This is a genomic window from Streptomyces sp. NPDC094034 (assembly GCF_040303865.1).
GTDB lineage: Bacteria > Actinomycetota > Actinomycetes > Streptomycetales > Streptomycetaceae > Streptomyces.
In genome coordinates this window covers 1-12808 of sequence record NZ_JBEOUD010000086.1, presented here as the reverse complement: position 1 = coordinate 12808, position 12808 = coordinate 1, and the positions used below count along the sequence as shown (strand labels likewise).

Here is a 12808-nt window from a genome sequence, read left to right as displayed (position 1 = left end):
TAGCCGAGGAGCTTCGCTGCGTCTGGCGGAACACCCAACTGCCAGTCGATCAGGGACAACACCGACAATGAACCCCCTAAGTTCCTGGCATTGGGTAGGGTCCCCCCGGCTTGCCAGGAACGGTATGTCGGGGTCAGTTGCATGCCAGGAGACGCGTGTCCCGTTCTCAGAGACCCTGTTGGTGTACGCGGCTATCTCCGCGTTGAGAAGGTAGTCGAGGAGGTTTCGGACCTTCTCGGCGACCGTTCTAGTCGTTGTCACGCGGCAGGTCTTCCTTCAGCTTCATCACGGACAGCCGTGTCCGCATGGCTGGCGGAAGGTCATAGAAGTCGATCTGATCGGTCTCGTACGCTTCCAGGAATGCCTGGAGTCCGTCCTTGGCCTTCTGCATGGCGGCCTGGTCGTCGTCGGAGCGGTCACGGTGAAGGTGCCGAAGCTGGTCCAGCTCCTCGCGTGAGGGGATGGTGAAGCCGAGTCGAAAGCTCTTCTCCCGTACCGTGTCGATCTCGCGAGAGATCGCGTCCATCCGGTCGCCCCACCCCACGACGCGGACCCATGCTCGGCTGCGGGTGATGGCGGTGAAGAGGGTATTACGACGAGTGACGGCCTGGTGATCGCTGTTCGCGTGCTGAGCATCGACGACGTACACCATGGGTGCCTCGTTACCCTTGGCCCTGTAGATGTGGGCCAGGGCGACAGAGTCGCGCTTGAACACCTCGTCGACGCTTGTGCTGACTCCCACCAAGTGCGAAAGGATTCCGTGTTCCAGGAGAGTCTGCATCAGCCTCGGAGCCCGGGACTTGGCCCGGTAGACGTCGGGCAGAACGATTAGGATGTCGTCGTGCTCAAGCTCGTCGGCAGTCAGGTTCGTCTTGATCTGCTGAGCTACCCAGACGTCCTGCGCGGCCTGGTCGTCGAACTTCTTCATGATGACCGCGTCATCGGGGTTGAGCAGTTCACGGAAGTACGGCGGGGAACTCGACTCCGCACGCTCCAGCGTCACCGCAGAGCCGAGAGCCAGCCGGCCGTGGACCGTGTTGTAGCCGATGTCCCCCCATAGTTGGGGATCATCGAAGTGCTGTAGCAGCCCGTCCTCCTGGCGATACACACCGATTCCGAGGGCGTGAGCTGTGGCCAGTGCCCAGGGAGTGTTGCGGTAGCACACGGGCAGCACGATGTCGCGCTGCGGCTGCTTGTCCTGTTGGGCGAGGCTGATGAGACTCTCCCCGGAGGGGCCTGTTCCGAACAGCTCATCCGTCCCGGGCATGGCGGACTCCGACAGCTTCTGAAGCTCGTCATAGCCCCAGATGATCCGCTTGGGGTCCTTCGTCAGCAGGTAGACGAGCTGAAAGAACTCCGGTGGAAGGTCCTGGGCTTCGTCGATGAGGACGGCGTCGAAGACCGGCTCGGGCGAGTTGGCCCGCACTACTGCTAGCAGTTCCCGGCACACTCCCTGAAAAGCGTTGTCCATGCCGTAGGTGGCACGCGCGTAGTTCCAGTCCCGTGGTGTGACCCCCACAGCGCGGGCCATCTCGCTGTACATGCCCGCCTTGGAGCTCGACCCCCAGGAATGCATGATCCGCAGGAAATGCTCGTCGTAACGGTCATTGCTGTACTCGAATGTGAACCTCTCCACCAAGTCCTGAATCTGCTGGTACAGGGCCCGGGAGTGGAAGGTCACCGCGATATGCCACTCGGGGTGCTGGGTGTGAAGATAGGCCGCCTTGAGAGCCAGAACAACCGTCTTGCCCGATCCGGCCAGACCGCGGATCCGCTGAGGCCCCTCAGGCGTTTCGATCGCGGCAGCCTTCTGCCACTGGTCCAGGTTCGCTATGCCCCGCTCGATCACCTTCAGGGCCGCGCCACGCGAGGAAGAGTCCTGAACAGACGCGCGCTTCTTGACCGGCTTGATCGTCGTTACTCGCTGCAACGCCGCTTGGAGAGCCCGCTCGATGTCCGCGTTGATCGCGTCGAGAGCCGCCACTTCAGTGCCGACATCCAGCAAGTCGCAGTAGACGCCCTCCACATCCGAGGGTTGATCTCCTACCGGCCCCGGGAAAACGCTGACCGTAGAGATCTTCAACGCAAGCCGTCGGCGCCGGCGCAGCCCACTGTGCTTGCCGAGATTGCTCTCCAACACGTTGTACAAGCGATCCTGGGCAGAGGAGACGGCATCCCAACTGTCCGCATCGTGCGGAACGGTGTCCTCAAGCAGGAACGCCACGAGCCCGTGTGCTCGGCTGACCAGCAGAGCGTCGACCTCCACACGCTCGTCAGCAGTGGCCAGTACGGGGTACCCGAGGTACACCGTCCCGCCGTCGACCACCTCACGCAGCTTCTCGGCGAGCTGCGAAGCAGTACCCCGATCCCGGCTTTCGCCGTACACGACCTCAAGCGGCACTACGGCGCCCTCTTCCTCTCAAAGTGGCCAGGTACAGCCGTGCCACAACCGTGCAGTACTGAGCATCGCTCATCCTAATGAACCGGTGTGCCCCACGCCGCGGGCCGACCCGAGAGAAGCGCGCGTCCCGGCCCGGGAGGAACAGTCCTCTCCCGCGACGCAGTGCCAAACCGGGCCGGCGGAATCCTGGTATCCATGAGCCCGAGTGCAACAGGATGAAGAGGGGGCGTGGCAAGGACAGCACCCCGAAAGCCCTGGCCCGCACCGTCACCTCCTCCGGCTCTATTGCGAAAAGTCGAGAGGGAGCGTCTCCTGGATAGCGGCCCTCTTTGCCCCACCGGCCTCCGCGATGATGTGCTGCTGTTCGTCGTCATCCTTCGGCCCGAACCTTGCGGTAACGCGGATGGTCCAGGTCCATCTGAAGCGCCGCGTGCAGAGGCGCCGGATAGCGGGTCCGGTCACACCAGCTGAGCGCCTGGTGGCAGAGGCGGGCCACCGCGACGGCCAGTGCCTCCTGGTCATATCCGGGTTGTGTGTAAAGCAGTGCGATCCCCCGCGTGGTCATCGCGTACCAGGGAGAGTTCAGCTCGCTCTCCCCGAAGTCGCTGTCGCCTGTTCGGCGCGCCAGCGGGTTTTCTGCGCCCCGTACCTCTTCCTGCCGTAGTTGCGGGGCTCGGTGAACGGGAACCAGGGATGGCCTTCCGGGCAGCTCGCTTGAACCGGCTCGGGCGGGAGCGTACGGAAAGCCTGAGAATCTCGTGCAACGCGGCGCCGTCCTGGGCCCATTGCCGCAACTTGTCGCGGTCGACCCAGTGGATGCCGTGCCGGTCGCCCCACGCCATGGCGTCGCGGGTGAAGGTCCCGTTGGTGACGACGACGGCATGAGCCGCTTTGTGTACCGGTCCGGCGGTTCCCTTCACGGCGTACATCACTGATGCCCCCACCTTCCCGCTGACGCGGGTGTGTTTGGCCTGCACGACGATCCGTCCGAGCTGCGGATGGTCACCGATGACGTCGGCGGCCTGGTCCCCGGCGCCGCCCACCCTGCGCGCCGGACAGCTGTCGCGCACCAGCAGATCCCGCAGGGCGTACTCGAAGTGCCGGTCGTCCATTGCGTCGAACTCGGCCAGGGAGATCCGGAGAGCGGCCAGCCGCTCCCTTTCACGACGCCGCGTCGTGATCACTTGCCGCAGGCGCCATGCCCCGACCGTGCCGGCGAGCAGAGCGAGAGCCGGCAACACAGGCCAGGCCTGCGTCAACGGGCCTGCCGCCGTCGCGGCCGTCCGGAGGGCCAGAACGATCACGGCCACCGCGACGACGACAGCCGAGACCACTTCTGCTCTGCCGCGGGGTCGCCGTAGGCGCAGCAGTGCCTTCACTGGTCACTCTGCACGGAAGCGGCCGGCTTCGGATCGGCGGGCGGCGTAGTGGCGGCGGTCTCACCGAACCCGAACACCTGCCCCCACAGCCACGCACCCGCTACTAGGCCGGCGATCATCCAGCCGCTCATCCGCTTCGCGCTCCGTGGCTTCGGGTTGCGGCGGATGTGTCCACGTACCCGATAGAACCCCTCCGGCACCTTAGACATGCTCGTCCCCTCCCGTCGGCAGGCCGCGGAATACGGCCCGTCCCTCAGGAATTGGTGTAGCAGCGGCCACTGACAACAACTGATGGCCCATCACGATGCAGAGCCCGGCAATGCTGTCATCAAGCCACGAGCGCCTCCACGCGTCCGGCTGCCCCGAATGCTGCGGCCCTGGACGGCGCACCTCGGCGGACGTGTTCCCCGCCTACGTCGGCCGCTGCCCTCGCCCTGAGGCCACGCGACTGACAGCACCGCCGGAACAGCTCTCACCGGCGGAAACAGTGTCGGTGACGCCAGGCAGTGCATCCATGATGAATTGGCGAAAAGCGACCAGCGCGCATTCGATGCCCGGTGCGCCGGAGGCGCCCCTGATACGACCACCGCACGGGCTGGCCAAGCCCCCCACGACCGCAGGGTCCCCGTCGCCCGTGACAGGTTGTTCGCGGACGTTCCGCGTGCCCAACTTCAGCAAGATCACAGGCCGGTTCGGTGAAGGCCACCCGCCAGTATCTGGGCTGTCACATCAGCAGGTTGCCGAGCGTAGCGGCGTCGTGCGCTCGGCCGTCAGCGACATCGAGCGCGGCGTGCGCAAGGCGGAGGTGATGGAACTGCAGGAGCTCGCCCGCCTGTATCGGCTCCCGGCACGACGTGGAGCCCCGTCCTCATCGGGTGGAGATACGGGCCCAGACGGTTTTGCCTGTGTCGTTCTCGTCGATGTGGCACCCCCAGTTGTCGCTGAGTGCTCTGACGATGTGCAGTCCGCGGCCGTGGAGGGTGAGGTGGTTGGTGCTGATGAGGCGTGGAGCGTGGGGGCATGGGTCGCTCACCACGCACAGGACGGTGTGCCGGGAGTTGGTGAGGGCGAGCCAGCCGGTCTGTCCGAGCTGCTTTGCGAGTACGTGGCGCATGGCGTTCGCCACGAGTTCGTTGGCGATCGAGACGGCGTCGTCGGCTCTGCGGGCGAGGCCCCAGGACCTCAACGTGTGCCGAGTGAAGTCCCTTGCTCCACGGAGTGCCCCGGACGTCGCGGTGAAGCGGTGCGCGGTGAAGGGCGGTACACCCAGGCCCATCGGCAGGCCCCAGTCCACGGGCAGGGGGCGGGCGGGTTGTCTGTCCTCGGCCAATATCAGCTCCTGTGCGCCGGCTCTTGTTGATATTCGGCTCGGGGAAGGGGCGTCACGACAAGACAGGTGCAGGAACACTCTTTCGGGGGACCGTATCGCCGCCGGGACGGGTCTAGTATTCCTGCAACCCATCTCCCATGCAATTGCATATGGGATTTCATGCCGTTGGCAGGAGGCGTGACCCTGCGGCCGGTCCCATGCGGCCGTGTGCGGTGCGGGTTTTCCGGAACTGAGGGCGAAAGAGGTCGGAAATGCAGTACGACAACGGAGTCCCTGCAAGCCAGATCACCGGTGTGGCCTGGTTCAAGAGCAGTGCGAGCACGGCGCAGGGCAACTGTGTGGAAGTCGCGGCTCTCTCGGAAGGGGTGGTGGCAGTGCGTAACTCGCGTTACCCGGACGGGCCTGCCCTGTTGTTCACCCCCGGGGAGATCGAGGCATTCGTGGACGGCGCGAAAGCATGTGAGTTCGACCGTCTCACCTGCGTGGGTCAGGCTTAGGCCATAGGTTGATTCTGCGGACATACGGGCTCAACTCTGGGAAACTGGCCTGGTTTTTGCCGTATCTCAACTGGAGCCCGAATGTCTGTCAGCCGCGCGGAGATCGAGTGTCCGGTCGGACAAGTCGGCGTGCCCGGCCAGGAACCTGCGGCTGATACCCGGCCGGAGGCCTCCGGCCGGGTATTGGGCGAGGCCCTGCGCAGGCTCCGTAAAGACAGGGGACTGGCGCTGAAGGACGTGGCGCCCGTCATCCGCGGATCCATCTCGAAGATCAGCCGGCTCGAGCGCGGTGAGAGCCCGCCCAAGGAGCGGGACGTATTCGACCTTGCGCGGCACTACGGCGTGTCTGCCGAGCAGATGAGAGAGATCGACAGCCTGCTTCAGCAGTCCCGGAGCAGCGCCTGGTTCGACCAGTACGGAGACGTGACCCCCAGCTGGCTGCGCCGCCTGATCGATCTGGAAGCCTCGGCCTACGAGATCCACATGTACGAGACGCACATCGTGCCGGGGCTGCTGCAGACCCCGGCCTACGCCCGCGCGGTGGTCAAGGCCGGCCTCCCGGACGCCGCGACAGCCGAAGTCGAGCGGCGGGTGGCACTCCGGGAAGGAAGACAGAGGATCCTGCGCAGTTCGCAGCGGCCCAAAGTGGTGGCCGTGCTCGACGAAGGGGTTCTCCGCCGGCCGAAGGGCGGTCCTGAGGTGATGCTCGAACAGCTTCGGCACCTCAAGCGGATAGACACCGAATGGGGGATCCACGTCCGGATCCTGGAGTTCGAGGACGGGGCGGACGTTGCACCGAGCTACCCCATCACGCACCTGCATTTCCGCGACGGCGGCCCCCCGGAGATTGTCTATGTCGAACTCATCGACAGTGCTCTCTACGTGACCAAGCCGACGGTCGTGGAGCACTACCGGCACGTGCTGGCCGAAGTCGAGGGAAAGTCCGCACGCTGGGAGGACAGCGTGCGGATCCTCGACGACGCCATCGAACGCTACGAGAAGAAAATCCTTCGGCCGGGGAGGGCAGCGCCCGGCGAGTTCTAGGTCCTGATCACGCGGGCGAGGCCGCCCCACTCCACCCAGTCATCGGCGCGCTGTCTGGGTACCACTTCGCTGTCGGGTCGCCAGTCGGTGACATCGATCAGCCCGGGATCCTCTATGAGCAGACCGTCGAAGTACTGCCTGACCTCATCCCTTTCCCGGACCCGTCCCCAGTTTCCTCCTGTGGCGTCCCGCATGAGTTCGGTGACGCCTTCCCGAACGGAGGCGTGATCACTGACAAGTTGGCAGATGACCATGAAACTGCCGTCCGGGAGCCGCTCGGCGACCCGGCGCACCAAGGCGCCCGCATCCTCATCGGGCAGGCAGTGCAGCACGGATACGAACAGAGCGGCCACGGGCTCGTCGTCCCGGATGAGCCGGCGGACCTCCGGCCGTTCGAAGATGCGGTCCGTCTCCCTCATGTCCTCGTTGAGGACCGCGGTCTCGGCGTTCTCCTCCAGCACGATCCGCCCGCGCGCCAGGACTATGGGGTCACTGTCGATATACACCACACGGGAGCGCCGGTCGACGCGCTGGGCAATCTCGTGGACGTTGTCCTGAGTCGGCAGGCCCGAACCGTGGTCGAGGAACTGCCGCACACCGTATTCCTCAGCCAGGACGCGTACCACCCGCCGCAGGAAACTGCGGTTGTTCAGAGCCAGCGCCTTCGTACTCGGCGCGATCTCGAGGAGCCGCTGGCACGCGGCGCGGTCGGAGGCGAAGTGCTCGATCCCGCCCAACAGCCAGTCATACATGCGGGCCACGCTGGGCGTATGGACGTCAATAGCGTGAGAATCTGGTTTCTCCCCGCTGTTCATCAGCCTCCCTCAGGCCTCAGCTGAAGCCCCGTCAGGTGCGGAAAGCACCCATGCTAGAGAGGTTGGGAAGCCAGGGCTATCGCCCCGGAGAGGGAAGTGAAGCAGGGAGCGTATCGACGCGCGGCAGGTGGAGAAACCGCACTCCGGCGCACTACCTACCCCGGCATGTGCCGGCTGACCGTACCGCCCCACGCCATCCGGTACCGGGCTGCCAGCTCCGGGCGGAACTCCCGTTCCGCAACCGCGAGCCGCGCTCTCACCACGGAGACATCAACGCCCATCAGATCGGCCGCATCCATGAGAGACACACCCAGCTGGAGGTGCAGCAACGCCGTGTCGGCAAGCTCCGTCCGCAGGACGCGATGCAGAGCACTGCCCGTGTCCGCCCGCGTGCACTTCTCGATGTTCTGCCCCAGCAGACACCAGGCGGCCGCCGCCGGGCTGGGGCTCCTCAGCACCTCCTTCCACACCACCGCCAGGTCGGCGAGCATCCCCTCCACAGCCCGCTCAGCGGCATCCGCGTCACCGGTACGGGCACGGGCATAACGCCGATAACGAGGACGGTTCAGCTCGCGGAAGGCCACGTAGTCCACCGTCATTCCGGCTGCCGGAGAGGGGCCGCGAACAGTACTGAGCCGATCACGTGCGAGGGCAGAGAGCCCGGATGTCCCGGCCATGGCAAACTCCTCTTCCGGTGCCGGAGCGCCGGGAACTCACGAGCAATGTCGTGGCCCTCAGGGCGCTGGTTCGTCGCTGGTCTCATGCCGCGCGGCGGGCGTGGAGCGTGGAAGCCCGCCTGCGGGGAAAATGTCGTGCGAGGTGAGAAACGCGTAGTGCACGGCCTCCCACAAAGGCCTGATCACCGCCGGGTCCACCGCGAGCCGCCTCACCAGATGAGCGGTCGTCGGCCAGTCAGGAACGTGATCACCGCGCAGTACCGCGTCGATCAGACCGGCGGACAGCCCGGTGTTTTCGGCCAGGACAACGAGATCGGGACAGGCGGCAGCGAGATACAGACCCCGCAACGCGGCGTTCAGCCTCCCCGCAGCGCCGTCGATCGACTGCCGGGCCAGATGACGGATGCCATGTGCCCCCTCCCACAGGATCCGTACTTCTGCCGGACTGCCACCGAAGATCGTCGCGAGCATGTGCGTTACGGGCCACGCGGGAACACGTTCCCCGGTCAGGATCCGCGAGAGGTAGGACGGTGACAGGTCGGCCTGGCGGGCGGCGTCACTGATCGCGGTCCCGGAAGTACGCTGCAGATGGGACAGAGCGGCACCGAGCTTCTTCGACGGCACCACCAACGGCTCCGCAGAGCGGTTCTCGGCAGCCGCGTCCGGCTTCGTGCACGGTGTCTGGCCCTGCCCGCCGGGCCGCTTCGGCGGAGCCGCATGCAGGTCTGCGGCGCGTCGGGCCAGCAGGCGCTTGACCTTCGCATCACCCCACCGTGCCCGCGCGGTCTCCACGCCGACCCCCGCCGCCGCGGCGATCTCTTCCCAGGTTCGGCCGGCATTCCGGGCGTCCTGTACAGCGGCAGCCTCGTAGCAGCCGACTTCCCGGGTAATACGTGCCGCACGGTCCAACAGGCCGTGCAGCCCGGCTTCCTGGTACTCGGCCTCGACGAGCTGAACGGCCAGAGAATGAACGTCCCCCGCGATGTCCCGGCCCCACGGCCAGAGCCTGGCCGGAACAGCGCGATCCTGTCCGTCACGCCGCCGCTGCGCTCCCCGCCTGCACTTCTTGTCACAGTACGACTTGCGCCGGCCGGGTCCGCCGTTCTGCTTGAACCGACGCCCGCAGAAACCACAGCGGGTGTAACGCGGCGATGCGCCCATGCCGGTTTGCTCCCTCCCGCACGGCAGGGAAACGCGTACCCGAGTGGAGAAACCCATGCCCGGCGTACGTCTTGCCGTGCTCCTCGAAAGGGGCGTGTGTCCAGAGGCCCGGGGACACCGGGACACACGCCCCACTTGCTCAGCGCAGCTGGATACGCAGGTGACGCACCGTCGAGCGACCGGCGATCCCGGCCAGCACCAGCAGAAGGACCACGCCTCCGGATCCCTCAAACGCCCCGCTCACGGCCAGAGATACCGCTGCGGTGATCGCTACGACGAGGCTGAAGCACAGCTTGACATCCCAGGCACGGATGGCTGAGGGAGGTGGAGCCGGTGCGCAAACGCTGATATTTTCGCGTGATGCCGGGGGGAGATCCAGTTCCCCACGGCTGACGGATTCAAGCACAGAATGCTCCTTACATTTCTGCTTGATGCCGACGGCCTCGGAGTGCTGGAACATTCCGGGGCCGAAATCATGTGCGGATCGCCAACCCGAAGCCGACGGCCGCAACACCGTGAACCCTAGCGCCATTTCTGGCAGCCGAGAGCAATTCCCCTCATGCAAACCGGACCGTCAAGCGAAACGGGCCATGGCGCTTCCGCGCTGATTGTCAGTACATACTCAAAAAGATCGCCGAAGCTGGATGCGGGTGGCTTCAAATGAATCACATTCGATTATTTTTGGCTTTCAACCAGTCAGGTCTGGACTGGGAAGCGACTTCACTCGCGATGGGTGCCCTGTCCGGGCTGGCTCCGCGCCGACGGCCAGGAATCTTGGGGTGTCACCCGAATGGGTCAATTTGGAGGATAAGCGGACCCGTTCGTTCCTCTTAGATGCACGCGCGAATGCAAAAAAGGTGATCTTGTTTCCCTGTTCGCGTTCTTACGGTACCCGCAGGTCGCGAGGCGCCACGACGCGGTACCCGAAGAGAGTCTGGCCGCCAGGGCCGCTTGGGCGTGAGTCCCCACCCGCGTCCGGCAGGCGAAGGCTCCGTGAGCGGGCGGTCGTTGCCGCCGCCGATGAAGGCTCCCCCCCCCAGTATCCGGCATTAGGGCGATTCAGGGGAGGGTCGCGCGGCACTGGTGACAGCCGACCCGGCCGGGCGTCAGACCGAACAGCGCCGGTCGGCGGCGCCGACGGTGCGCGAGGGCTGGGCGGGGATGCCGCATCCGAAATGCCACAAGCACCCGGTACGGACTCCGTATGCGCGGACCGCGCTCCAGCGCAGTCCGCACCGGCGTCTCACCAGACCTGCCGAACCTCCCCCGTCATGCGTCATCTGATATCCGAGTGGGCTTTGACTCCCCTGGTGGTGACGGCTATCGTCAACCCTGCTCTGATATCTGATTCCGAAGAGGCGAGATGCTGCTGACAACCGGTCAGGCTGCGGAGGAACTCGGCTGCGCGGTCACCACCTTCCGCCGCCTCATCCACGCGGGCCTGCTGCCCGACCTGTCCACCCGAGGGGTGCGAGTCATGGTCCCGCTCGAGACCGTACAGAAACTACGGGACCGCCCCGCGGCCCACCTGGGACACATCCGAGCAGAAGAGATTGCCGTGCTGCGGGCCGACGTAGCGAAACAGAACGGGCAAGCGGACCAGGCACTCACCGGCTTCGCCGCCACCCTGCCTCCGGCAACCCTCCTGAAGGCACTGCACGGATGGTGGCGCTGCGACGCGGCGAGCGTAGCGGCCGGGGGAGTGCTGCCAGTGACACTGTCCGGCTACGTGGTCGCTGTCCTGACCGGCCTGGACCGCTGGGAAAGAGACGACCGGGGCCGCCACGGCTTCCCCCACGCGGTCCTCGCCGGTCACGTCACCGACCTCGTCCGCCCGGTGAAGCACCTGACCGCCCCCCGGCCGGCCGACCGGAAACTCGCAGACACCTTCCTGGGAACCCGCCTCGCCTCCCACTCGGGCGGCACGATCGCCTACGTCGCCACCAAAACCACCGCCGGCTGAACCGGCCGGCGCACGAGGAACTGTGATGGACGCAAAGACCTACACCGCGCAACTGGCCAATCTGCGCGCGCTGCGCGACGACATCAAAAAGACGCGGACCGCCCTCGCGAAGCTGGAGACGGACCGCGCCCGGCAGATCACCGCGCTGGCCGGATACGGGAAGGCGAAAGCCGAACGCATCGCACCCGCCGCCGGACTGAGCCTGGCCGACGTGGTCGCCATCGCCCCGATCCTTGCCCCTGAGGCACTCACCACCCTCCCGGCACCGGCCGGCCCTGCCGTCACCACAGCCGAGGAACCAGCCCCAGGCCCTGGCCCGGCGAAGACATCGTCGCCCGCTGCCGATGCCCCCGGAACACTCGCACCCAGCCCTGTCACCGCCCCTTTCGCAGATCAGGCGGCAGCGGCCCCGGAGAACCCCGCCCACTCCGAACCCGCCGCTGCTCTTCCTCCCGCCGCGGTAACACAACCCCGCATACTTCCCGCCGTCCCCCAAGGTGCCAGCGGAGACAGGTGGTTCACCCATACCGCCAACCTGGCCTCCAGCCATCCCAACTTCACCCAACAGGCCCGCTCCACCGCCTTCCTCGACACCACCACCGGCCACCTGGTCCACCGCGACCGGACCACCCGGCTCGACCTGCCGACCGCGGCGGCCGGTGAAATCCTCGACGCCGTCTTCCATACCGTCCCCGAAGGTGTGGAGCGGATCTACGTCACCGCCGGTGATCCCTGGCACCGCGACGCCGACCGCCACCCCTACCTCAAAGACGCCGTCGCCGCCTGGCTGAATGCCCCCGCCTCCAGCTGGCGCACCGACACCGGACGCGGCAAGGACCGCATGGCCGGGCACTTCGTCCACGCCCGCAACCCCGTCGGCCGCTACCAGCACGTCAACACCGAACACCACGTGGAGATCCGGTCGGTGGGGGAGTGGTTCGACACAAGCGGCGCCGACCCCACGATCATCCGGGACGCGTTCGTCCTGCTGTGGAAAGCCCTGCGCGCCCACTGGCCCGACGCCGTCGTCATGGGCTCCCCGTCCCAGACCGGCCGTGACCTGTGGACCCGCACCATCCCCACCAGAGGCCAGTTCGCCGACGGCTACCCGGTTCTCTCCGAAGAACTGCGGGGCCTGCTCCACGCCACCGCCGGCCAGGGCCGCACCGAACTCATCACGCCGCCCGCCGTACCCGACCACCTCCCGGCCCTGGTCGAGTACGACCGGACCTTCGCCTACGCCAAGCACACCTGGAAGTCCGCCGTCGGCACCCCGCAGCGCGTCACCGCCACCACCTTCGCTTCCTGGTCCCAGAAGGAACAGAACAAGGCCCTCTTCGGCTGCGGCCACTGGCACGTCCGCGTCACCGTCCCCGCCGACTGGAACCACGTCGGGATCCTGCCCGCCCCCGCCCCGGGCGACCGCGCCTGGCACTACCCGGCCACCCCCGGCACCACCTACACCACCTGGGCCGGAGCACCCGAAATTTATACAGCCCTCACCAACCCCATCACCCCATGGAAGATCGAAATCCTCGACG

13 protein-coding genes and 2 pseudogenes are annotated in these 12808 nt (G+C 66.3%); 5 read left to right on the top strand and 10 right to left on the bottom strand.

What is annotated here, in order from left to right; all coding sequences use genetic code 11:
- From ABTZ59_RS36390 to ABTZ59_RS36370, 5 genes and pseudogenes are all read right to left on the bottom strand, one after another.
- Positions 1–261, bottom strand: a 261-nt coding sequence (locus tag ABTZ59_RS36390; RefSeq protein WP_351425430.1) for a hypothetical protein, incomplete at its 3' end; no start/stop codon positions are given.
- The gene (locus tag ABTZ59_RS36385; protein ID WP_351425427.1) at positions 248–2401 is read right to left on the bottom strand and encodes a DEAD/DEAH box helicase; all 2154 of its coding nucleotides are present in this window, start codon (positions 2399–2401) and stop codon (positions 248–250) included. The genes ABTZ59_RS36390 and ABTZ59_RS36385, both read right to left, overlap by 14 nt.
- 370 nt (positions 2402–2771) lie before the next feature.
- The gene (locus tag ABTZ59_RS36380) at positions 2772–3029 is read right to left on the bottom strand and encodes an RNaseH domain-containing protein (protein WP_351425433.1); all 258 of its coding nucleotides are present in this window, start codon (positions 3027–3029) and stop codon (positions 2772–2774) included.
- A gap of 76 nt (positions 3030–3105) precedes the next feature.
- Positions 3106–3735, bottom strand: a pseudogene (locus tag ABTZ59_RS36375) (restriction endonuclease); the annotation flags it as partial.
- A gap of 41 nt (positions 3736–3776) precedes the next feature.
- Complete coding sequence (locus tag ABTZ59_RS36370) at positions 3777–3989, bottom strand: hypothetical protein (protein ID WP_351425423.1); 213 nt, start codon at positions 3987–3989, stop codon at positions 3777–3779.
- Between the two features lie 95 nt (positions 3990–4084).
- Between ABTZ59_RS36370 and ABTZ59_RS36365 the strand changes: the two are divergent.
- Positions 4085–4618 (top strand): annotated as a pseudogene (locus ABTZ59_RS36365) (helix-turn-helix domain-containing protein); the annotation flags it as partial.
- Between the two features lie 30 nt (positions 4619–4648).
- Here the strand turns inward: ABTZ59_RS36365 and ABTZ59_RS36360 are convergent.
- Positions 4649–5110 (bottom strand): ATP-binding protein, encoded by a 462-nt coding sequence (locus tag ABTZ59_RS36360; protein WP_351425419.1) that lies wholly within the window; start codon positions 5108–5110, stop codon positions 4649–4651.
- 251 nt (positions 5111–5361) lie between these two features.
- Between ABTZ59_RS36360 and ABTZ59_RS36355 the strand changes: the two genes are divergently transcribed.
- Both ABTZ59_RS36355 and ABTZ59_RS36350 read left to right on the top strand, forming a co-directional pair.
- On the top strand, positions 5362–5607 hold the full coding sequence (locus tag ABTZ59_RS36355) for a DUF397 domain-containing protein (protein WP_351425416.1): 246 nt from the start codon (positions 5362–5364) through the stop codon (positions 5605–5607).
- Between the two features lie 81 nt (positions 5608–5688).
- Positions 5689–6651, top strand: a complete 963-nt coding sequence (locus tag ABTZ59_RS36350; RefSeq protein ID WP_351425413.1) for a helix-turn-helix domain-containing protein — start codon at positions 5689–5691, stop codon at positions 6649–6651.
- Here ABTZ59_RS36350 and ABTZ59_RS36345 read toward each other — a convergent pair.
- From ABTZ59_RS36345 to ABTZ59_RS36330, 4 genes are all read right to left on the bottom strand, one after another.
- Positions 6648–7466, bottom strand: coding sequence for an SAM-dependent methyltransferase (locus ABTZ59_RS36345; protein WP_351425409.1), 819 nt, complete (start codon positions 7464–7466; stop codon positions 6648–6650). The genes ABTZ59_RS36350 and ABTZ59_RS36345 overlap by 4 nt on opposite strands.
- 155 nt (positions 7467–7621) lie before the next feature.
- Positions 7622–8065 carry a hypothetical protein gene (locus ABTZ59_RS36340; RefSeq protein ID WP_351425406.1) on the bottom strand — a complete coding sequence of 148 codons (444 nt, stop codon included), beginning with the start codon at positions 8063–8065 and terminating at the stop codon, positions 7622–7624.
- Between the two features lie 135 nt (positions 8066–8200).
- Positions 8201–9304, bottom strand: a complete 1104-nt coding sequence (locus tag ABTZ59_RS36335) for a helix-turn-helix domain-containing protein (RefSeq protein WP_351425403.1) — start codon at positions 9302–9304, stop codon at positions 8201–8203.
- Positions 9305–9443: 139 nt separating this feature from the next.
- Positions 9444–9764 (bottom strand): hypothetical protein, encoded by a 321-nt coding sequence (locus ABTZ59_RS36330; RefSeq protein ID WP_351425400.1) that lies wholly within the window; start codon positions 9762–9764, stop codon positions 9444–9446.
- A gap of 903 nt (positions 9765–10667) precedes the next feature.
- On the opposite strand from ABTZ59_RS36330, the gene ABTZ59_RS36325 reads away from it, so the two are divergent.
- The gene (locus tag ABTZ59_RS36325) at positions 10668–11267 is read left to right on the top strand and encodes a helix-turn-helix domain-containing protein (protein ID WP_351425398.1); all 600 of its coding nucleotides are present in this window, start codon (positions 10668–10670) and stop codon (positions 11265–11267) included.
- 25 nt (positions 11268–11292) lie between these two features.
- Positions 11293–12808: hypothetical protein (locus ABTZ59_RS36320; protein WP_351425394.1), on the top strand; the 1516-nt coding region annotated here is incomplete at its 3' end.

Coding starts and splice junctions, on each gene's coding strand:
- ABTZ59_RS36335 (WP_351425403.1), bottom strand. CDS start 9,304: ATGGGCGCATCGCCGCGTTACACCCGCTGTGGTTTCTGCGGGCGTCGG.
- ABTZ59_RS36345 (WP_351425409.1), bottom strand. CDS start 7,466: ATGAACAGCGGGGAGAAACCAGATTCTCACGCTATTGACGTCCATACG.
- ABTZ59_RS36355 (WP_351425416.1), top strand. CDS start 5,362: ATGCAGTACGACAACGGAGTCCCTGCAAGCCAGATCACCGGTGTGGCC.
- ABTZ59_RS36330 (WP_351425400.1), bottom strand. CDS start 9,764: ATGTTCCAGCACTCCGAGGCCGTCGGCATCAAGCAGAAATGTAAGGAG.
- ABTZ59_RS36370 (WP_351425423.1), bottom strand. CDS start 3,989: ATGTCTAAGGTGCCGGAGGGGTTCTATCGGGTACGTGGACACATCCGC.
- ABTZ59_RS36350 (WP_351425413.1), top strand. CDS start 5,689: ATGTCTGTCAGCCGCGCGGAGATCGAGTGTCCGGTCGGACAAGTCGGC.
- ABTZ59_RS36325 (WP_351425398.1), top strand. CDS start 10,668: ATGCTGCTGACAACCGGTCAGGCTGCGGAGGAACTCGGCTGCGCGGTC.
- ABTZ59_RS36340 (WP_351425406.1), bottom strand. CDS start 8,065: ATGACGGTGGACTACGTGGCCTTCCGCGAGCTGAACCGTCCTCGTTAT.